Annotated in this window: 19 protein-coding genes and 1 tRNA gene; 12 read left to right on the forward strand and 8 right to left on the reverse strand. The window is 41.9% G+C overall.

Features of this window, described 5'->3' with window-relative positions; all coding sequences use genetic code 11:
* The first annotated feature begins 56 nt into the window (after positions 1-56).
* Positions 57-521, forward strand: a complete 465-nt coding sequence (locus QVP90_RS00785) for a low molecular weight protein-tyrosine-phosphatase (RefSeq protein WP_005928953.1) — start codon at positions 57-59, stop codon at positions 519-521.
* A 3-nt stretch (positions 522-524) separates the two neighbouring features.
* On the opposite strand, the gene QVP90_RS00790 is transcribed toward QVP90_RS00785, so the two are convergent.
* Together QVP90_RS00790 and QVP90_RS00795 are read right to left on the reverse strand one after the other, a co-directional pair.
* Positions 525-1,301: a hypothetical protein gene (locus QVP90_RS00790; RefSeq protein ID WP_005928956.1), complete on the reverse strand. Its 777-nt coding sequence runs from the start codon at positions 1,299-1,301 to the stop codon at positions 525-527.
* Positions 1,267-3,357, reverse strand: a complete 2,091-nt coding sequence (locus QVP90_RS00795) for an HD family phosphohydrolase (RefSeq protein WP_021935426.1) — start codon at positions 3,355-3,357, stop codon at positions 1,267-1,269. The genes QVP90_RS00790 and QVP90_RS00795 overlap by 35 nt, the downstream gene beginning before the upstream one ends.
* 94 nt (positions 3,358-3,451) lie before the next feature.
* Here QVP90_RS00795 and gltX point away from each other — a divergent pair, with 94 nt between their 5' ends.
* Together gltX and QVP90_RS00805 are read left to right on the forward strand one after the other, a co-directional pair.
* Positions 3,452-4,969 carry a glutamate--tRNA ligase gene (gene gltX / locus QVP90_RS00800; RefSeq protein ID WP_005928962.1) on the forward strand — a complete coding sequence of 506 codons (1,518 nt, stop codon included), beginning with the start codon at positions 3,452-3,454 and terminating at the stop codon, positions 4,967-4,969.
* Between the two features lie 10 nt (positions 4,970-4,979).
* Positions 4,980-6,200, forward strand: coding sequence for a 3-deoxy-D-manno-octulosonic acid transferase (locus QVP90_RS00805; RefSeq protein ID WP_021935427.1), 1,221 nt, complete (start codon positions 4,980-4,982; stop codon positions 6,198-6,200).
* 114 nt (positions 6,201-6,314) lie between these two features.
* Here QVP90_RS00805 and QVP90_RS00810 read toward each other — a convergent pair whose 3' ends face one another.
* A complete protein-coding gene (locus tag QVP90_RS00810) occupies positions 6,315-6,836 on the reverse strand; it encodes a gamma carbonic anhydrase family protein (protein WP_005928970.1) in 522 nt (173 codons plus the stop codon).
* Between the two features lie 16 nt (positions 6,837-6,852).
* Entirely contained in the window at positions 6,853-8,634 is a 1,782-nt protein-coding gene (locus QVP90_RS00815) for an aminopeptidase P family protein (protein WP_021935428.1), read from the reverse strand.
* Positions 8,635-8,824: 190 nt separating this feature from the next.
* Between QVP90_RS00815 and rpsU (QVP90_RS00820) the strand changes: the two genes are divergently transcribed.
* The 6 genes from rpsU (QVP90_RS00820) (at position 8,825) to QVP90_RS00845 (ending at position 11,050) form a co-directional block, all read left to right on the forward strand.
* Positions 8,825-9,016 (forward strand): 30S ribosomal protein S21, encoded by a 192-nt coding sequence (rpsU, locus tag QVP90_RS00820; protein ID WP_007212050.1) that lies wholly within the window; start codon positions 8,825-8,827, stop codon positions 9,014-9,016.
* Between the two features lie 16 nt (positions 9,017-9,032).
* Complete coding sequence (gene rpsU / locus QVP90_RS00825) at positions 9,033-9,170, forward strand: 30S ribosomal protein S21 (protein ID WP_288203624.1); 138 nt, start codon at positions 9,033-9,035, stop codon at positions 9,168-9,170.
* A gap of 73 nt (positions 9,171-9,243) precedes the next feature.
* The gene (gene xerC / locus QVP90_RS00830; RefSeq protein ID WP_021935430.1) at positions 9,244-10,137 is read left to right on the forward strand and encodes a tyrosine recombinase XerC; all 894 of its coding nucleotides are present in this window, start codon (positions 9,244-9,246) and stop codon (positions 10,135-10,137) included.
* 14 nt (positions 10,138-10,151) lie between these two features.
* On the forward strand, positions 10,152-10,451 hold the full coding sequence (gene hpf / locus QVP90_RS00835) for a ribosome hibernation-promoting factor, HPF/YfiA family (RefSeq protein WP_005928976.1): 300 nt from the start codon (positions 10,152-10,154) through the stop codon (positions 10,449-10,451).
* Positions 10,452-10,547: 96 nt separating this feature from the next.
* Positions 10,548-10,621 (forward strand) — tRNA-Thr (locus tag QVP90_RS00840).
* 60 nt (positions 10,622-10,681) lie between these two features.
* Positions 10,682-11,050, forward strand: a complete 369-nt coding sequence (locus tag QVP90_RS00845; protein ID WP_264381033.1) for a hypothetical protein — start codon at positions 10,682-10,684, stop codon at positions 11,048-11,050.
* A gap of 135 nt (positions 11,051-11,185) precedes the next feature.
* Here QVP90_RS00845 and eno read toward each other — a convergent pair whose 3' ends face one another.
* The 3 genes from eno to crcB form a co-directional block, all read right to left on the reverse strand.
* Positions 11,186-12,466: a phosphopyruvate hydratase gene (eno, locus tag QVP90_RS00850; RefSeq protein WP_021935432.1), complete on the reverse strand. Its 1,281-nt coding sequence runs from the start codon at positions 12,464-12,466 to the stop codon at positions 11,186-11,188.
* 232 nt (positions 12,467-12,698) lie between these two features.
* Positions 12,699-13,379 (reverse strand): pentapeptide repeat-containing protein, encoded by a 681-nt coding sequence (locus QVP90_RS00855; RefSeq protein WP_007478313.1) that lies wholly within the window; start codon positions 13,377-13,379, stop codon positions 12,699-12,701.
* A gap of 22 nt (positions 13,380-13,401) precedes the next feature.
* Entirely contained in the window at positions 13,402-13,785 is a 384-nt protein-coding gene (crcB, locus tag QVP90_RS00860) for a fluoride efflux transporter CrcB (protein WP_021935433.1), read from the reverse strand.
* Positions 13,786-13,944: 159 nt separating this feature from the next.
* Here crcB and QVP90_RS00865 point away from each other — a divergent pair, with 159 nt between their 5' ends.
* From QVP90_RS00865 to QVP90_RS00875, 3 genes are all read left to right on the forward strand, one after another.
* The gene (locus tag QVP90_RS00865; protein ID WP_264381032.1) at positions 13,945-15,510 is read left to right on the forward strand and encodes a DUF6377 domain-containing protein; all 1,566 of its coding nucleotides are present in this window, start codon (positions 13,945-13,947) and stop codon (positions 15,508-15,510) included.
* 661 nt (positions 15,511-16,171) lie between these two features.
* Positions 16,172-18,331, forward strand: a complete 2,160-nt coding sequence (locus tag QVP90_RS00870; RefSeq protein WP_007478307.1) for a glycoside hydrolase family 97 protein — start codon at positions 16,172-16,174, stop codon at positions 18,329-18,331.
* A 275-nt stretch (positions 18,332-18,606) separates the two neighbouring features.
* A complete protein-coding gene (locus QVP90_RS00875; protein WP_021935436.1) occupies positions 18,607-20,013 on the forward strand; it encodes an amidophosphoribosyltransferase in 1,407 nt (468 codons plus the stop codon).
* A gap of 106 nt (positions 20,014-20,119) precedes the next feature.
* Here the strand turns inward: QVP90_RS00875 and nrfA are convergent, their stop codons facing one another.
* The gene (gene nrfA, locus QVP90_RS00880) at positions 20,120-21,601 is read right to left on the reverse strand and encodes an ammonia-forming cytochrome c nitrite reductase (RefSeq protein WP_007478305.1); all 1,482 of its coding nucleotides are present in this window, start codon (positions 21,599-21,601) and stop codon (positions 20,120-20,122) included.
* Between the last annotated feature and the right edge of the window lie 25 nt (positions 21,602-21,626).

Below are 21,626 nucleotides of genomic sequence, written 5' to 3' on the forward strand. Positions count from 1 at the left end.
TGGCATATTATTTAATTGGCATATTGGCACATTATTAATTGTCACATTATTTATATATGAAGAAGATACTGTTTGTTTGTCTGGGAAATATATGTCGTTCCTCTACGGCCGAAGGGGTGATGCTTCACTTATTGAAAGAAGCCGGACTGGAAAAAGAGTTTGTAATTGATTCGGCTGGTATTTTGGCTTATCATGAAGGAGAACTGCCCGATAGTAGAATGCGTGCTCATGCTGCCCGCCGTGGTTATAAGCTTGTGCATCGTTCCAGACCGGTACGTACGGAAGACTTTTATAACTTTGACCTTATTATCGGGATGGACGACCGTAATATAGACGATTTACAAGAGCGTGCTCCGGGGGTTGAGGAGCAGAAGAAGATACACCGTATGACGGAATACTGTAGGCGTATTCCGGCCGATCATGTTCCCGATCCGTACTATGGAGGGGCTGAGGGGTTTGAATACGTTCTCGATATACTTGAAGATGCCTGTTCCGGTTTGTTGGAGAAGCTTGGTTGTTAGGTATTAATGTCTACTGTACAAGTCTCGGTAGAAACGTTTGTCTTGCTCTATGTAGCAGGTGGCGTCGATACCGACTTGCTGTAGATATTTTGTGATCTCTCCCAGTTTTTTACGGGGAACTCTTCCTATATAATATAAATGATAATTGTAGTCATTGTCTAATACTTCCATAGTATAAGTGAACGTTTGTTCGCGCGCATAATCAAAATTCACCTTTTGCAGGTTACTGTATGGGAATGATACTTTCCGGCCGATACTGTGTATGGTAATCATGTCGTTGGTTAAAGTTATGTAACCGAAACGGGCTAATAGTGCATATAGTAGGAAAGCACTTAAAACGAGAAAAAAGCTTCCCGGAATAATTCCCCATAATACGCCGGAAATAATCATTCTACATCCCAGTACGGCAAATGCAATGAACAATGAGACAAAGTAGAGCATGTAGAGAGAGGATCGGCAATATTTCTTTTCCGGCACAATCATTTCTGCCGCTCTCTTTCCCGGTCTATAATTGTCAAATGGTATTCCGTTTGACACCAGATAACGGATGACAGACGTCGGATGTCGAAATGGGGTCAAGTAGATCGACTTGTCAGCACTTTGTATTAGATGCAGGGTAAGTATTCCTGCACCATATTTATCTTTTGAAACACGACTGTCTTTACGAGGTGCCTGATGATAACGTTCCATAAAACTGAAACTCTTAATATCGTGAAGCTGTATTTTGTTGCGTTGCAGTAACTTCTCAGCTTGTTTTTGTTCGGGGAGGGTTGTTTTCATTTTTTAATTCCGGATAACTGATACGAGTGTGATAAATCATTTTTAGTTTCTCTTTAAAAACAGCTTTAACGGTTGCGATATCCTTAAAAGTGATAGGACATTCTTTAAAGTAACCTTCTTCCATCTGTGAATCGATGATTTTCTCTACCAGATTGCTGATGCTCTCTTCCGTGTATTCGGGTAAACTGCGTGAAGCGGCTTCTACTGCATCTGCCATCATCAGTATAGCGGTTTCTTTAGAGAAAGGGTTGGGACCCGGGTAAGTGAATTTCTCATCGTCAGGCTCTTCGCCGGGATGTTCATTTTTCCAGGAGATATAGAAGAATTTTGTTTTTCCACGTCCATGATGGGTACTGATAAAATCTTTTATGGCTTTAGGAAGATTATGTTTTTCTGCTAGTTTAAGACCGTCCGTCACATGGCTGATTACTACCTGTGCGCTCTGTTCATAGCTCAAGTTTTTATGTGGGTTTACTCCTCCGGACTGGTTTTCTGTAAAAAACGCAGGGTTTTCCATTTTTCCTATGTCATGATATAAGGCACCGGTACGCACGAGTTGGCTTTTGGCACCTATGCGGATAGCCGCTTCTGCGGCAAGATTGGCTACTTGCATCGAGTGTTGGAAAGTTCCAGGTACAGTTTCGGACATTTGGCGGAGCAGATCGGTGTTGATGTTCGATAGCTCTACCAATGTTACATTAGATGTGAATCCGAATGTCTTTTCCAGTAAAAATAGAAGAGGATATGCAAACAATAATAGGATTCCGTTAGTGATAAAATAGGTATACATGCGGACATTCAGCTTCGATAGATCGTTTTCTGTGATCAGTTCGATAGCAAAATAAATGGTGGCATAAGTTAATATGACCAAAAGCGCAGTACGGAAAAGCTGTGATCTTTGTGATAATTCCCGTAAACTGAAGATGGCAACCAGGCCGGCGGCCAACTGAACTAAGATGAATTCGTGCGGGAACCGCAGTGTTATCGAACAGATCAGTATGGTAATGACATGTGTAAGAAAAGCTGTACGGGAATCGAGGAATACCCGTATGATGATGGGAAGCATTGCATAAGGCAAGATATATACATTGGATATGTTATGCGTCACCATTAATGCAGTGATTACATTGTAGAAAACAATGAGAATAAAGAGGAGAGACAAGCTACCTTTGCGCTGGTAATAGTCTTTGCGGAATAACTCCAAATAGAGCATGAAGCAGAGTATGAAGATACTGACAAAAAGGATCTGACCTCCTAAGATCAGACGCTTTTGGCCGAGTGATTCACTCCGTTTGATGGATTCTTTCCGAAGGGATTCCAATATGTTGTATGTTCCTTGGTCTACAATCTCTCCGCGGTCTATGATTTTTTGTCCGCTGACTACCACTCCATTCGACCAGGAATAATTGTCCAGAATTTCTTTTTTTGTACTTTCGGAACGTTCTTGATCATAAATCAGATTGGGGAAAATGTATTCATTGAGAGCACATTGTCGCAGAATATTCCGGTTATAATGGGCTGTATCGGCAGACAGTAGATGTTCATATGCTTTCTTTACGGTATAAGTGCCGGATATGGCTTGCGACTTTGCCAGTTTATTGTCTATTTTTCTGATGTATTCCGTACTGTCCTTATTCAGGCTTTGGGCATCTTCTGTTGATAGGATGCCGGAAGTATAAATATCTTTTAGCGTCCGTTCGATATAGCGAATATAATCCGTTGAGGGAAGGATGCCTTTAAGATGGTTATGGTAATCTTCTTTCAGCTTGTTGAGGGCATTTGTTTCTATATTTTTATCTAATTGGTAGTAAGGTTGGAAAGTACTTAGCAGACTGTCTTGTTCGCGTTTTACCACTTCATTGTCTTTGTAGATCGGAAAATTGAAGGTGGCGATCAACTGTCCGTATTTCCAAGGCTTGTTAATGTCAAACTGATAGTTGAATTTACCGTCTCGAGGCAGAAAGTATACAATAACTGTTACTGTAGCCACAAATATCAGTGCTTTGTACAATAAATCTCTGTAAGAGAAGCTCTTTTTTTTCTTGAGATGATTCATATCCTTTGAATTTTTTGCGAAAAGTACAAAAAAAAACAATCGTGTGGAAAAAAAAGTTTAATTTTGCGGCGATTTACCTATACTAACCCAAATTATGGCAGAAAGAAAAGTAAGAGTTCGCTTTGCTCCGAGCCCGACAGGGGCATTGCACATCGGTGGTGTGCGTACAGCTTTGTATAATTATCTCTTTGCTCGTCAGCACGGAGGCGATATGATTTTCCGTATTGAAGATACTGATTCGAACCGTTTCGTTCCGGGAGCTGAAGAATATATCCTCGAGTCTTTTAAATGGCTGGGAATTCATTTTGATGAGGGGGTGAGCTTTGGAGGAGAGTATGGCCCGTATCGCCAGTCTGAACGCCGTGAAATATACAAGAAGTATGTGAAAGTATTATTGGATAACGGCAAGGCTTATATTGCTTTTGATACTCCCGAAGAGTTGGATGCTAAACGTGCTGAGATTGCAAATTTTCAATATGATGCTTCCACGCGTGGTATGATGCGTAATTCGCTGACCCTTTCGAAAGAAGAAGTGGATGCGTTAATTGCTGAAGGCAAACAATATGTGGTTCGTTTTAAAATAGAGCCCAATGAAGATGTGCATGTCGATGATCTGATTCGCGGTGAGGTGATTATAAATTCTTCTATTTTAGATGATAAGGTGCTTTACAAATCGGCTGATGAATTACCTACTTACCATCTTGCAAATATAGTGGATGACCATTTGATGGAGGTTTCCCATGTGATTCGTGGGGAAGAATGGTTGCCTTCGGCACCTTTGCATGTGTTGCTCTACCGGGCTTTTGGTTGGGAGGATACGATGCCTGCTTTTGCACATCTGCCTTTACTGTTGAAGCCGGAAGGAAACGGTAAGTTGAGCAAGCGTGACGGTGATCGTTTGGGATTCCCGGTATTCCCGTTGGAGTGGCATGATCCTAAAACGGGTGAGGTGTCGTCAGGCTATCGTGAATCGGGTTATCTTCCTGAAGCTGTTATCAATTTCCTTGCTTTGCTGGGATGGAATCCGGGAAATGATCAGGAAGTGATGTCAATGGATGAATTGATCGGGCTCTTCGATTTGCATCGTTGTAGTAAGTCGGGAGCCAAGTTCGACTATAAAAAAGGAATTTGGTTCAATCATCAATATATTCAACAGAAATCGAATGAAGAAATTGCCGAGCTTTTTGTGCCTGTCTTGAAAGAACATGGGATAGAGGTGCCTTTCGAAAAAGTCGTGACTGTGATGGGAATGATGAAAGACCGGGTCAGCTTTGTTCGCGAATTGTGGGATGTTTGCAGCTTTTTCTTTGTTGCTCCTGTAGAATATGATGAGAAGACGGTGAAGAAACGCTGGAAAGAGGATTCTGCCAAGTGTATGACTGAATTGGCGGAGGTATTGGCAGGTATCGAAGATTTCAGTATTGAAGGTCAAGAGAAGATAGTGATGGATTGGATTGCAGAAAAAGGTTACCATACAGGTAATATCATGAATGCATTTCGTTTGACATTGGTAGGAGAAGGGAAAGGGCCGCACATGTTTGATATTTCATGGGTGTTGGGTAAAGAAGAAACATTGGCTCGTATAAAGCGTGCCGTAGAGATTTTGAAGTAATAAAAACGATATGCTCTACAATCTGGCAATAGTCCTTTATGACATTGTGATACATTTGGCCGCCCCCTTTAGCCGGAAGCCCCGGAAGATGATGAAAGGGCATTGGGTGGTATACGAACTTCTTCGTCAACAGGTGGAGAAAGATGTTCGCTATATATGGTTTCATGCTGCTTCTTTAGGTGAATTTGAGCAGGGCAGACCGTTGATTGAGAAGATAAGGGAGAAATATCCGGATTATAAGATATTGTTGACATTCTTTTCTCCATCGGGATATGAAGTGCGCAAAAATTACCGGGGGGCGGATATTGTCTGTTATCTGCCGTTTGATAAGCCGCGCAATGTGAAGAAGTTCTTGGATATCATCAATCCTTGTATGGCTTTCTTTATCAAGTATGAATTCTGGAAAAATTATCTGGATGAAATGCATAGACGCCGTATTCCTGTGTATAGCGTTTCTTCTATATTTCGCCGGGAGCAGATATTTTTTAAATGGTATGGAGGCGCATATCGTGATGTTTTGAAAGACTTTGATCATCTGTTTGTACAGAACGAGACTTCTAAACGGTATCTGTCAAAAATCGGAATTACACGTGTGACGGTGGTTGGTGATACTCGTTTCGATCGGGTGTTGCAGATTAGGGAAGAAGCCAAATATTTGCCTTTGGTGGAGAAATTTAAGGCTCATTCACCAACGTTTGTTGCTGGAAGCTCATGGGGGCCGGATGAAGATTTATTTTTGGAGTATTTCAATACCCATCCGGAAATGAAACTTATTATTGCTCCGCATGTGATCGATGAAAATCATTTGGTAGAGATTATAGGAAAATTGAAGAGACCTTATGTGCGATATACACGCGCTGACGAAAAAAATGTGTTGAAAGCCGATTGTCTCATAATCGATTGTTATGGTTTGTTGTCGTCTATTTATCGTTACGGTGAAATTGCTTACATTGGCGGTGGTTTTGGAGTTGGTATTCACAATACATTGGAGGCTGCCGTTTATGGTATTCCGGTAATATTCGGACCTAAATACCAGAAATTTATGGAGGCTGTTCAACTTCTTGAAGCAAAGGGTGCATATTCAATTAAAAACTATGAAGAGTTGGAAGCATTGCTCGACAGGTTATTCTCTGATAAAGCTTTCTTGAGCGAAACCGGAGCTAATGCCGGATATTATGTCACCAGTAATGCCGGGGCAACAGAGAGAATATTGCATATGATAAACTTTTAAGAACTGTTTATAAAAAGAGATGTCTAAAATTCTCTTTCAACGAAATTACCCACGCTGCAAATTTGTTTGCGGCGTGGGTGATTTCTTTTATAAGCATTTAGGCACTTTGGGGGCTTATTTTTCTTCTTTATACCAGGAAGAATACATTAGATAATTATGGGCTATTTTTTGGTTTAGCTCTTTGGCTTGTTCCGGATCTACTTTTTTAATGAATTTGGCCGGCACACCTCCCCAAATACTTCCCGGTTCGATAACGGTATTGCTTAAAACTAACGAACCTGCTGCTACGATGGCACCTTCTCCGATGACTGCGTGATCGAGTAGAGTGGAGCCCATGCCTATTAGCGCATAATCTTTTATACAGGCTCCGTGAATGGTAACATTATGTCCGACGGATACATGGTCCCCTATCTCGATGGTGGATTTCTCATATAGTGTATGGAGTACGCTGCCATCCTGTATATTGACCCCATTACCGATACGGATTGAGTTAACATCTCCACGTAATACGGTACTGAACCAGATACTACAATCACGTCCTGTTTTTACATCACCGATAATAACCGCATTGTCGGCGAGGAAGCAATTCTCTCCGATTTCGGGAGTGAATCCTCTTACTGATTTTATTAAAGCCATATTCTTTTGATTTTTATTAGATTGCTGCAGTGGCTTCTTTCAACCACATTTTTTCTTCTTCGTTTAAGTCCGGTGCTAATTGGTCATATACATTTTGATGATAAGTGTTTAACCATGTCACTTCTTCTTCTGTGAGCATCTTTTTGATAATTCCTTTTTTACATATAGGACAGAGTGTGATTGTCTCGAATTCCAGATAATCACCGAACATCCCTTCTCCTGCACGACGTACCAAAGTCAGGTTCTCAGTCCGAATGCCATGTTTCCCGGCTTTGTATACACCGGGTTCATTGGATGTTACCATGCCGGGTTGAAGAACGACCGGATTTTCGTTCATGCGGATACTCTGAGGCCCTTCGTGTACGCTTAAAAAATGTCCTACACCGTGACCGGTGCCATGTAGAAAGTTCATTTTATATTGCCATATCGGCATTCTTGCCAATACATCGAGCTGGCTCCCGCGGGTTCCTGCCGGAAACTTAGCCATGGCTAAGGCTATGTGACCTTTTAGTATTAAGGTATAGTCTGTTTTCTCTTCCTCTGTTAGTTCTCCTAAAGCAATGGTACGTGTAATATCTGTGGTACCGTCTAAATATTGTGCTCCCGAGTCTATGAGTAGAAAACCTTTCGGATATAAAATAGCGTTGGTATCTGGTGTTGCGGAGTAGTGTACAATAGCGGCATGTTCCCTGTATCCGGCAATTGTATCGAAGCTTTCTCCCATATATAGCGTTTGAGCAGCCCGATATTCATGTAGTTTTTGGTCTATGCTGAGTTCGGTTTCTTTCTCTGAAACGACTGCTTCTTCCAGCCACTTAAGAAATCGTACCAAGGCTATGCCGTCTCGTCGCATAGCTGCATGGATGCCGGCTATTTCTTGTTCATTGCGGATTGCTTTCAATAAAGTTATGGGAGAATTACAATGATTAATTCTGCAGGCGGGATTTATTGCAGAATAGATTGCATAGTTTGTTTGATTCGGATTGAGTGATATGCTTTTGATATTTAGTTTTCTTAAATAATCCTCTGTTTCACTGTAAGGTTGTATACTTACTTGTTGCTCTTCTAAATAGTTTTTTATCTCTTCAGTGATCTTTTGCGGAGAGACAAAGAAAGTTATATTATTTTGAGTGATCAGCAAATAGCTGATTATAACTGGATTGCAATGTACGTCGCTTCCTCGCAGATTAAGAGTCCAAGCTATTTCGTCCAAGGCGGAAATAAAAAGTCCGTCGGTTCCTTGCTTTTGTATTTCTGTACGTATGGAAGCTATTTTTTCTTCACAACTTTTTCCTGCATATTTGAGATCGTATATGAAGGCTGGTGCATCGGGCATATCCGGCCGGTTATTCCATATTTTTCCTGGTAAATCTCCATAATCTTTCAGATGGACATTGGCCGTTTCCAGTTTTTGTTTCATTTGTTCTACTTGGTTGGCAGAAAACATCTTGCCGTCGATACCTACAGTTTCCCCAGGGAGCAGATTTTGGCATATAAATTCGATGATTGTCGGCGTCTCCGGCAACATCTCTTTGTATAAAGTGATGTCTGTTCCTTCCAGTTGCTGGGCTGCTTGCAAAAAATAACGGGAATCTGTCCACAAACCGGCTTTATCTTTTAGTATGACAATGGTTCCGGCAGAACCTGTAAATCCGGAAATCCATTCTCGGGTTTTCCAGTAGGAGGCTACGTATTCACTTAAATGAGGGTCGGTACTGGGGATGATGAAAGCACTAATTGCTTCGGATTTAAGCATCATCCGTAGTGCACGTATTCGTTCTTTAATCGTTTGTTGCATATATATAAAAGGTATTATAAGTTTTTTCAAAGATACTACTTTTCTGCGAAAATAGCTTGTGAGAGTGTTCTTATACACTGATTTTGAGAAATAATTGCTGAAAGTTTTGTGAATAAAGAAAGTATGTGTAATTTTGCGGCGCAATTTGACTGCGGAAATTTTAAACCATAACATATTTAATAGTAACAAAATGATTGTAGTACCTGTAAAAGAAGGCGAAAACATTGAAAAAGCGCTGAAGAAGTTTAAAAGAAAATTTGAGAAAACTGGTATCGTTAAGGAATTAAGAAGCAGACAGCAGTTTGATAAACCGTCTGTAGTTAAAAGACTTAAGAAAGAACGTGCAGTTTACGTACAACAACTTCAGCAAGTAGAAGATTAATAATTCGTAATTTCCTTTGAAGAGAAAATTTGAAAAGACTGGTATCGTAAAAGAACTTAGAAGCAGACAGCAGTTTGATAAACCGTCTGTAACTAAAAGACTTAAGAAAGAACGTGCAGTTTATGTTCAGAAACTTCAGCAAGTAGAAGATTAATAATTCGTAATTTCCTTTGAATTATTGAATTCTTTTCATACATTCGTTGCAAAATTATAGACGTAGCGATGTTATGTTGACAGATTCTTTTCTTGATTATCTTCGGTATGAGCGGAACTATTCTGAAAAAACAGTTTTAGCTTACGGAGAGGATATTTCTCAATTACGGGAATTTGCACGGGAATTTGCACAAGAAGAGATTGGAGACTTCAATCCGGCAGAAGTGACGCCTGAACTTATTCGTGAATGGATTGTTTCGTTGATGGATAAGGGGTATGCTTCGACTTCTGTGAATCGTAAGCTGAGTTCGCTCCGGTCGTTTTATAAATTCCTTTTGAAAAAAAAAGTGGTTCTTGTGGATCCGTTACGAAAAATAACAGGACCGAAGAATAAAAAGCCACTTCCTTCTTTTTTGAAAGAGAATGAAATGAATAGATTGTTGGATGATACGGATTTTGGTGAAGGGTTTGAGGGTTGCCGGGATCATCTGATTATAGAAATGTTTTATGCCACCGGTATAAGGCTTTCTGAATTAATTGGATTGGATGATAAAGATGTTGATTTCTCTGCTTCTCTTTTGAAAGTGACGGGAAAAAGAAACAAACAGCGGTTGATTCCTTTTGGTGATGAACTGAAAGAGGGCATGTTGGAATATGTCAATGTAAGAAATGAGCAGGTTTTAGAGAGCGGAGGCGCTTTTTTTGTTAGAAAGAATGGTGAGCGACTTTATAAAAATCTGGTCTATAATTTAGTGAAACGGAACCTTTCGAAGGTAGTGACGCTTAAGAAGCGAAGTCCTCATGTGTTGAGGCATACTTTTGCTACAACGATGCTGAATAATGAGGCGGAATTGGGGGCTGTAAAAGAACTTCTGGGTCATAGTAGTTTGGCGACTACTGAGATTTATACGCACACTACGTTTGAAGAACTTAAAAAAGTGTATAAACAGGCTCATCCACGAGCTTAAAAAAGGAGGTAAGTATGGAAATTAGAATTCAATCGATTCACTTTGATGCAACAGAGCAATTGCAGGCTTTCATTCAGAAGAAAGTGTCTAAGTTGGAGAAATATTACGAAGATATAAAGAAAGTAGAGGTGTCATTAAAGGTAACTAAGCCGGAGACTGCTGAAAATAAGGAAGCAGGGGTGAAAGTGCTTGTTCCGAATGGGGAGTTTTATGCAAGTAAAATCTGTAATACGTTTGAGGAATCTGTAGATGTTTGCATAGAAGCGCTTGAAAAACAACTGGTGAAATACAAGGAAAAACAACGTAGTAAATAAAAAGTTCGCAAATGTTTTGCGGAAAAGAAATAAATAACTAAATTTGCAGCCGTTTCGCTCGCGTTAGAACGTGACGGTTGCATTTTTTGAGTAATCGCCTCTTTAGCTCAGTTGGCCAGAGCACGTGATTTGTAATCTCGGGGTCGTTGGTTCGAATCCGACAAGAGGCTCAAAATTAAAGAAAGCATCTCGGTATCTGCCGGGGTGCTTTTTTTTGTTTACTACGATGATTGAGCCAACCTAGTCAGGAAGAACGGGCACAAAGTTCGATGGGAGAGACGATTGTGGTTTGCAATGAGTCTATGAGTTCCGGATTTCAGCAAGGAGACTGGGATCAGATTACTTCTTTAGAGAAAGTAGATGATGCTTCTGTCCGTTGCTATTACGACAAACAGGCCAAGCGTGTGGTTGTTGAAACTGAGGATTGCTTGAAAGCGGCATTTTATACATTGGGAGGAACCCTATTGCAGAAAATAAACGGGATTGCCGGAGGTAGAAACTATTTCGATTTGAGTCCGTTGAATGAGAAAGTTGTTCTGATCCGGATAGAAACGGGGGTTCCGGGAAAACAGAAAACTTATAAGATTGTGATGGAGTAGGCCGGAAGATGATTGATAAAGTATCGTTTTCGTAATCAAACGAAGATTTTTATCTTCTTAATATAAAAAGAGAGGTTTAGCCGGAATATATTCCTAAAGCTAAACCTCTCTTTATTATCTATCAAACAGTTTTAATTATTTCAAACGTTTGTATCCGTATACGGCACGGTCGCCCAGTTCTTCTTCAATACGGAGAAGTTGGTTGTATTTGGCCATACGGTCTGAACGGCTCAATGAACCGGTTTTGATCTGTCCACTGTTGGTTGCTACGGCAATGTCTGCAATCGTTGCATCTTCCGTTTCACCGGAACGGTGGGAAGTTACGGTAGTGTAACCATGACGATGAGCCATTTCGATGGCATTCAATGTTTCTGTCAATGAACCGATTTGGTTTACTTTGATCAGGATAGAGTTGGCACAACCTTTTTCGATACCCATAGCCAAGAAGTCTACATTGGTTACGAACAAGTCGTCACCTACTAACTGGCAGCGGCTACCGATACGTTCGGTCAGTTTTCTCCAACCTTCCCAGTCATTTTCGCTCATACCGTCTTCGATAGAATCGATCGGGTATTCGTTGATCAGTTTCTCCAAATAGTCTATCTGTTCGTCGGCTGTACGTTTTTTACCTTTGTCCCCTTCGAACTTGGTATAATCGTAGATGCCGTCGTGGTAGAATTCGGAAGAAGCACAGTCCATGGCAATCATTACATCTTTACCCGGTTCGTATCCGGCAGCTTTGATGGCGGCAATGATCGAATTCAGTGCATCTTCGGTACCTTCGAGGTTGGGAGCGAAACCGCCTTCATCACCTACGGCAGTACTAAGTCCGCGATCTTTTAATACTTTCTTCAATGCGTGGAATACTTCTGCACCCATGCGCAATCCTTCTTTGAATGAATTTGCACCTACAGGGCGGATCATAAATTCCTGAAAAGCGATCGGGGCGTCACTGTGTGAACCGCCATTGATAATATTCATCATCGGAACAGGCAATACATAAGTATTGGTTCCACCGATATATCTGTAAAGAGGAATATTGAGATAGCTGGCTGCCGCTTTGGCTACGGCAAGTGATACGCCGAGGATGGCATTAGCGCCCAGATTCGATTTGGTTTTTGTTCCGTCCAGTGCCAGCATGGCATGGTCGATACCCATCTGGTCGAGAGAAGACATGCCGATAAGATGCGGGGCGATAATATTGTTTACGTTTTCTACGGCTTTCAGTACACCTTTTCCACCGTAACGTTTTTTGTCACCGTCACGCAATTCCAGTGCTTCGTGTTCACCGGTTGACGCACCTGATGGAACGGATGCACGTCCCATGATACCTGATTCCAATACTACGTCTACTTCCACTGTGGGGTTACCTCTGGAGTCGAGGATTTCACGTCCGATAATTTTTTCTATTTTCATTGTTTCTCTTATATTTTAGATACTTGCAAATGTACTCACTATCCGGGAAGTGGGGAATCACTATGAATAGGTAATTCTGCCCTGTTTTGTTCCCTATTAGTTAGTATTTAAATAACAATGAAAGGAGGGAATTGGTTCGTTTCCCGGTGTTATAATGAAAGTTATAAACTGATAAATTTTGAAATTGGGCAACAGGTACGCCTGTTTGTTCACTAATGTTTGGGGAAATTATTTACTGTTGGAAGTCGTCATTGATGACTACTCCCAACAATGGAAGTAACTCCATTGCCTGTATGGAACTGACGATTGCGCCTTGCAGGTCGGAAATATTGATTTGCAGGCCATTGATACGCGAAGTACGCAAGTCTATGTTCCGCAGACGCGTATGCGAGAAGTCTGCTTGTATCAGCGAACAGTGTTCGAATGCGGTCGCTTGTAAGCGGCAGTCGTTAAGGCTGCCGTTCTGTAAGTCGCACCGGCTAAATTGCATCTGGTTCGTTTTGCTCATGGCGAGGTTGATGTACCGGCTGTTGCAATTTATCATCCGTACATGATTGAATGTAGACTCTCCGAAATTGGTTCCCATCAATTTGCAGTCGATGAACTCTACCCGGTAGAAGGAACTTCCGGCGAAAGAGATGTTGGAGAAATCGCATTGCCGGAAAACAACATCGGATATTTGGGCCGATTTGAAAGCGGAATCAATAAAAGTGATGTTACTGAAAGCACACTCTTTGATACTCCGGTAGGAAGCGTAGATTCCCGTTTCCATACTTTTGGTGAAGGAAAGCCGGTATGCGGTTTCTTCTTTTTCGAAGAGTTCTTTCAATGGTTCGAGACTTTCGGATGGTTCTTCCACAATGGGAGGTGCGATGCGTATAATGGACGCTTTGGCAGTTTTAGTCGTTCTCATTCTCTCTATCTCTTTTTTTAAGTTATCCTAATAATTTCCCGGTGAATCCACCGGCCAGTACGGCTATTAATCCCAAAACAACACTTAGGAAAAAATAGAGCAGGAAGGTGCCGTAAAACTCTCCTTTCAGCAGGCTTAGCCCGTCATTGGAGAAAGTGGAAAATGTGGTAAAGCCCCCGCATAGGCCTGTTGTGAGAAAGAGTCTCATTTCCATAGGCAGGTTCCAGCGTTCGGATACGGAATAGAACAGGCCGATGAAGAAACTCCCGATGATGTTTACGGCAAACGTCCCCCATGAAAACGGGAATCCGATGCCGGACATCCGTTCGTTGAGTCCTATTTGCGCCAGATAGCGGAGTACGCTTCCGGCACCGCCTCCAATGAATATGTAAATTGCTTCTTTCATTTTTTATGCATACAAGTTCAGGCAAAAGTACAACAAACCGAAAGCGAAAACAAATTTATTTGTAGGATGTTGAAGGGTTTCCTGCATTTCATATGGCAAAGGAGGGGATATTTTGGGATAAATTTTGTACTTTTGAACGCTTATGCGAAAAAACAGGCTATGAGACGATTGGTTGTTGTAATGATATCACTCTTTTGGGGCGTTCTTTCCGTGTGTGCCGGTAAGGGAACGGATACCATTCTCGTCCGGTTGGACAAGGTGTTGGGCCAGCAACAGATATATATGAAACAGAAAGAAGGCCGTATCGATAGTTTGAAACGGCTACTGGCCCGGCCGTCGTTGACTTTGCAACAAAAATTCCGTCTCAATAAGAGGTTAGGGACGGAGTATGAACTTTTTGTATCGGATTCGGCCATGGCGTATTTCGACCGTAGTTTGTTGATAGCCGATTCTTTGCATAATGTCTCTTGGGCGGATGAGATCCGGCTTTGCCAGGTATCTGTCTTGTCTGTTTCCGGAATGTATAAAGAGGCTTGGGACAGGTTGCACGGCATCAATCGTACCACGCTTCCTGATAGCTTGTTACCGGCTTTTTATAATTGCGGGCGGCAGTTGAATTCTTTTCTGGCCAGTTATTCTCACGATAGCGCCTATGTTGCAAAGTATGCAGCACTCCAAAATAAATACAGGGATTCGCTATTGACCGTTCTTTCGCCTGCTTTACCCGAGTACCGTCTTTATGAAGCCGAACGCTTTGTCGCTACCCGTCAGTACATGCAGGCTAAAAAAATATTTCAGGAATTGGTACATAGTCAGCCGGAGGAATCGAATGTTTTTGCCCGTGCGGCTTTTTCGTTGGCACAGTTGTATCGGGACGAGGGTCGTCCGGAAGAGTATGAGAAGTATCTGATACTCTCCACCATTTCGGATATAAAGGCATCGGTTAAGGAGAATGCCGCCTTGCCCAGTCTGGCTTTTGTTCTTTACGGGCAAGGGGATATAACCCGTGCTTATCATTATATCAAGCGTTCGCTCGAAGATGCCATTTTCTGTAACGCGCGTTTACGTACCATCGAGATTTCGGGTATGCTTCCTGTGATAGATGCTGCCTATAAGTTGCAGATAGAGCGCCAGCGTCGGCAATTGGTTCTTTTTCTGATCATAGTCAGCCTGCTTTCCGTTTTCCTGATTATATCGGTCGTTCTGATATACAAGCAGGTGAAGAAACTTTCTGTTGCCCGGCGTCATTTGCGGCAGGCCAATCACATAAAGGAAGAATATATCGGACATTTCCTTAATCTTTGCTCCCTTTATATTGAAAAACTGGATAATTTTCGTCGTACGGTAAATCGTAAAATCACTGCCGGACAAACAGAGGAATTGCTTAAACTAACAAAATCTTCACAGTTTGCCGGAATGGAACAAAAGGAATTTTATGCCAACTTCGACAATGCTTTCCTGCACCTGTATCCTGATTTTGTAACAGAGTTCAATCGATTGTTGCAACCGGAAGAACGTTTTATAATGAAGCCGGGTGAACTGTTGAATACCGAACTGAGAATTTTTGCAATTATTCGTTTGGGCATTGACGACAGTTCTAAAATTGCTAACTTTCTTCATTATTCCATCAATACGATTTATACCTATCGGAACAAAGTAAAAAACAAGGCTATCAACCGGGAAAACTTCGAAGAGGAAATTATGAAAATCGGTGTGCTGGAATGATTGTATTTCGCAAAAAAAAGAGGTTTTTGTGGCTTGTCAATCAAACGACTTCAATCATTCCTTTGGATGTCTGAAAATTATGTTAGTCGAATTCCTTTATTAAAACAGAATTGAAGTAAAGTGTATGTCTCTTTCCTTATTTCTTATTTTGTTACAGTGTATACATGCTTTTATTTCTGTCCTTAAAGTGTTTGTCATATTATATAAATATCCGGTCGGTTCCTCACCGAGAAAAGGTTCGTTCCTCTACGAGACTCGATGTGTTTCTCTACGGGGAACGGGTCGATTCTCGTAGTGGGAAATAATGGTTTGTTTAATGTATTGATATTCAAATGATTGTCTGATGATGGAAATGTCTCTTATTTTTGATGTGTAAATTGTGCTTTTATTTCTTTCCTTCCTGTTTCTTGTATCCGAAATATAAACATTTATATGCTTGTTTATTTAATGTAAATTCGCCGCTATTTTCCTGTTATCATTAAATTTTCCTGTTATTCGATTTATATTTCACTCTTTTTTATTCTCTATTATCTTATTAATAGTAAGAAGTTTATGCAAACGTTTTCAGATATTTCTTTTATATTCCGTTTATATGCGGAACGAACCTGAATGTTTCCTGCTTATCTTTGCCATACGATTATTAATTTATTAAATTCATATCATGAATCACATGAAAACACTAACCACTAAAATGGCTTTCTTGCTGCTTTCCTTATTATTAATAAGTACAGCAACTATGGCCGAAAGTATTACTTCTCCTAACGGGCTTTTGAAACTTAGTTTTACGGTAAACGCGCAAGGCGAACCGGTGTACGAACTTTCTTATAAGAATAAGGAGGTAATCAAACCGTCCAAGCTTGGATTGGAGTTAAAGAATGATCCCGGACTGATGAGCGGATTTACACTGGCCGACGTGAAAACCGGCACTTTCGATGAAACTTGGGAACCGGTTTGGGGAGAGGTGAAATCCATTCGCAATCACTACAATGAGTTAGCTGTGACGCTGGATCAGAAAGCGCAGGAACGCAACATCGTTATCCGTTTCCGTTTGTACGATGATGGTTTGGGATTCCGTTACGAATTTCCATTGCAGAAGAATCTGAATTATTTCGTGATCAAGGAAGAACATTCGCAGTTTGCCATGACGGGTGATCATACAGCTTTCTGGATTCCCGGTGACTATGACACGCAAGAATATGACTATACAGAATCCAAGCTTTCGGAGATTCGCGGATTGATGAAAGGCGCTATTACCGGCAATGCTTCACAGACCTCCTTTTCACCGACAGGCGTACAGACCTCTTTGCAGATGAAAACGGCCGATGGTCTTTACATCAACCTGCATGAAGCCGCTTTGGTAGATTACTCTTGTATGCACTTGAATCTGGACGACAAGAATCTCGTATTCGAATCATGGCTGACTCCTGATGCTGTGGGAGATAAAGGATATATGCAGGCTCCTTGCAAATCTCCGTGGCGTACGGTGATTGTAAGTGATGATGCCCGCGACATCCTTGCTTCCAAATTGACCCTTAATCTGAATGAACCCTGTGCATATGAAGATGTTTCTTGGATTAAACCGGTGAAATACGTAGGTGTATGGTGGGAAATGATTACCGGAAAAAGCAGTTGGGCTTACACGGATGATGTACCTTCCGTAAAATTAGGCGAAACGGATTATTCAAAAACGAAACCTAACGGCAAGCACGGTGCCAACAACGAAAATGTGAAACGCTATATTGACTTTGCAGCCGAGCACGGATTCGACCAGGTATTGGTAGAAGGCTGGAACGAAGGTTGGGAAGACTGGTTCGGCCAATCAAAAGATTATGTATTCGATTTTGTGACTCCGTATCCCGATTTTGATGTGAAGATGCTGAATGCCTATGCTGCCAGCAAAGGTGTGAAGTTGATGATGCACCACGAAACTTCTGCTTCCGTACGTAATTACGAACGCCATATGGACAAGGCTTATCAGTTCATGGTGGACAATGGATATAATGCAGTGAAGAGTGGTTATGTGGGTAATATCATCCCACGTGGTGAACATCATTACGGACAGTGGATGAACAATCACTATCTCTATGCAGTGACCAAAGCCGCCGATTATAAGATTTGTGTAAATGCCCATGAAGCCGTTCGGCCTACCGGACTGTGCCGTACTTATCCGAATCTTATCGGTAATGAATCTGCCCGTGGTACCGAATACGAAGCATTTGGCGGCAGCAAACCTTTCCATACCACACTGCTTCCTTTTACCCGACAGATTGGCGGCCCGATGGACTACACTCCGGGTATCTTCGATACGCAACTCTCTTTTCTGACGGGAGAGCATAGCTTTGTACATACTACGCTGGCTAAACAGTTGGCTCTTTATCTGACGTTGTACAGTCCGCTCCAGATGGCAGCCGATCTTCCCGAAAGCTATGAACGTCACATGGATGCCTTCCAGTTTATCAAAGACGTGGCAGTGGACTGGGACGATAGCAAATATCTGGAAGCCGAACCGGGAGATTACATTACCGTAGCCCGTAAGGCGAAAGGCACTAATAATTGGTTTGTGGGGGGCATTACCGATGAAAATGCCCGTACAGCAACTTTCACGTTAGACTTTTTGGATCCGGGGAAACAATATGTAGCCACTCTTTATGCCGATGGAAAAGATGCCGATTATGAATCCAATCCTACTTCCTACCAGATAAAAAAAGGATTGGTAACCAACAAAACAAAGATTTCTACTAAACTTGCCCGTAGCGGTGGTTTTGCAATGAGCATTATCGAAGCTACTCCGGCAGATAAGAAAATGAAGAAATTTAAATAATTTGCCAATGTGTCAATATGCCAATGTGCCAATTAGCTGCGCTCTCATTTTGCCGGTTGATTGGCACATTGGCATTAATGCATTGGCACATTGACACATTATTAATGAGTACATTCTTTTAATTGGCATATTGGCACATTGACACATTGGCAAATTATTAATATTGGCAAATTATTCAATAGGCACATTATTCATAATTTCTTTTCCGGTCAGATTCTTTTTTGTACTTTTGCACAATCTTTTTCAAAACTAACACTAATTAAAAAGAATCTTATATGGGAGGTTTTTTCGGAACAGTCTCACAAAGGGCTTGTGTGACCGATTTGTTCTACGGCACAGATTATAATTCACATTTGGGGACAAAACGGGGCGGTCTTGCGACCTATAGTAAAGAGCAAGGGTTTATCCGTTCCATTCACAATCTGGAAAGTTCATATTTCCGTACCAAGTTTGAATCCGATCTGGATAAATTCAAAGGCAATGCCGGGATCGGTATCATCAGCGACACAGACGCACAACCTATCGTTATCAATTCTCATCTCGGGCGCTTCGCCATCGTTACAGTCGCAAAAATCGTCAACCTTCAAGAATTAGAAGACGAACTACTCTCCAAAAATATGCATTTCGCTGAACTGAGTTCCAGCAGTACCAATCAAACAGAGCTGATCGCTTTACTTATCATTCAAGGAAAAACCTTTGTAGAAGGTATCGAGAATGTGTATAAGCATATCAAAGGTTCTTGCTCCATGCTTCTGCTTACAGAAGACGGTATCATTGCTGCACGCGACCGGTGGGGGCGTACGCCGGTGGTGATAGGCAAAAAAGAGGGAGCGTATGCTGCTACCAGTGAGTCAAGTAGTTTTCCGAATCTGGATTATGAGATAGAAAGGTATTTGGGACCGGGTGAAATAGTGCATTTGCGTGCCGATGGAATCACACAGTTGCGTAAGCCGGACGAAGGAATGCAGATCTGTTCTTTCCTGTGGGTATACTATGGTTTTCCTACCTCTTGTTATGAAGGACGTAATGTGGAAGAAGTCCGTTTCACCAGTGGTTTGAAGATGGGACAGAAAGATGAGTTCGAGGTGGATTGTGCATGTGGTATTCCCGATTCGGGTGTCGGTATGGCATTGGGATATGCAGAGGGGAAAGGAGTGCCGTATCATCGGGCTATTTCCAAATATACACCTACCTGGCCGCGTAGCTTTACTCCGAGTAATCAGGAGATGCGTTCGCTTGTGGCAAAGATGAAGCTGATACCGAATCGTGCCATGCTCAATGGTAAACGTCTGTTGTTTTGTGACGACTCCATTGTACGTGGAACTCAATTGCGTGATAATGTGAAAGTACTTTACGATTATGGAGCGAAAGAAGTACACATGCGCATTGCTTGCCCTCCGTTGATTTATGCTTGTCCTTTTGTCGGTTTTACTGCTTCTAAAAATGCACTTGAGTTAATTACCCGGCGCATTATTAAAGAACTTGAAGGAGACGAGAACAAGAATCTTGAGAAATATGCCACTACCGGTTCGCCGGAATACGAGAAGATGGTGAGTGTCATTGCCGAGCGTTTCGGGCTTTCTTCATTGAAGTTCAATACACTGGAAACTTTGATAGAGGCTATCGGTTTACCCAAATGTCAGGTTTGTACCCATTGTTTTGATGGTAGCAGCCATTTTTAGGAATTTGGAAATTAAAATATAGATTGAAAAGTGCATGTTTTCTACAGAGGGTTGTAGAAGCATGCACTTCTTAATATAAGATATAAGATCGAATTGTAAAAGCGGGTTATATACCTGCAATGCGTTTATTCTCTTTCGCCTCCTGTATCCACATCGGGATCACCTCTTTCAAGAATTTTTCTTTGGCTGCCTTTTCGGTAGAAATGTCCAAACCGATATATTGCTGGGCTTTTTGTTTGGTGGAAATATCCGGTAACGGCACATCATCGGAATATCCATGCCGTATCAGAACTTTGGCGATAGCCATGCGTGCCTTGTATGCTTTGTCCAGCCCATGCCCTAAGATCCGCATGGTCTCTTGTGGAGCATGGAAAGAAGCGCCATGAGAAGAAACCCCGAAATCCCATCTCCATTGTGCCTGGCGAATATATGTCAATGCTTCTTGCATTTCGTTTTCGGTAGCTCCTTTGTCCCAGGCAAACTTGGCTTCGATATGCGCTGTAGTCAATTCCTTTTCCAATAGATTGCGCAGTTCATCAGCTTTCTGCTGTCGTTCATATACGTTATGACGAAGTGTTTCCTTATTGTCGCGGTGGCAAGTTTGGCAAGTACGTTCCACCACTGCCAGTGGATTTTGGATATGATGGTCACTATACTTTATACCCCCTTCTTCGTCATATGGCATATGGCAATCGGCGCATGATACCCCACGCTGAGCATGGATACCCATGCGGAATATTTCATAATCGGGGTGCTGGGCTTTCAATATAAGGGCACGGCTCAACTTATGAATGTAGTCGGTAAAATCAGCTTCATCGTAATATTTTTCTATATTTTCTACCGTGAGACCTTTATCCCAAGGAAAGGTCAGCCGTTTTTCATCTCCTTGGAAATAATATTCCGCATGGCATTGGGCGCATACCAATGAGCGCATTTCCTGTGGAGAAGCTTTGTTTACATCCTTGCCTTGACGACTGAACGCTTCAATAAGTGCCGGACGGCTGATATGCAGATTCATGTTTTCCGGTTCATGACAATCTGCACACCCCACAGGGTTTACTATCTCACTACCCAATGCCGCCCATTTTTGACGGTAGAAAGAATCTACACCGATCGTTTGCATCAATCGGGGGACATCCGGGCTTTTGCATGCCCAGCACGAAGAGGGTTGCGGACCGTCAGCCGCTTTCATGGGCGCACCGGTACGGAGAGAATGGATGGCATCATTCAGTGCATACATATGTCCGCGCGGAGTGGAATAATCTTTTGAAAAGGTGTAACCGGCCCATAATACCACCATCTCGGGACGTTGTGCTAAAATATCTACGGAAAAATCTCTTCGGAAATCGCTCAGGGAATGAGTCGTTACCGTATCTGCCCACGTCTGGTATTCGCGGGGATAGCTTTTGCTGAAAAGAGGGCTACGTGCTTCTACGCCGGTTATCTTTACTTTCTGAGTGTAAGTGATGGTTGCTATTTCTTTTCTGGACTCCAGTAAGGATGAGATGCCTATTCCAAGCATAAAGACCAAAATCATTACGCTGCTAAATAACAACCATTCCTGCCAGGATTTCATTTTGCTTTTCATTGTTTGTTTTTTTTCTTTTAAAATC

Origin of the sequence: Bacteroides sp. CAG:189, from assembly GCF_000432295.1 — a bacterium.
GTDB classification, from domain to species: domain Bacteria; phylum Bacteroidota; class Bacteroidia; order Bacteroidales; family Bacteroidaceae; genus Bacteroides; species Bacteroides salyersiae.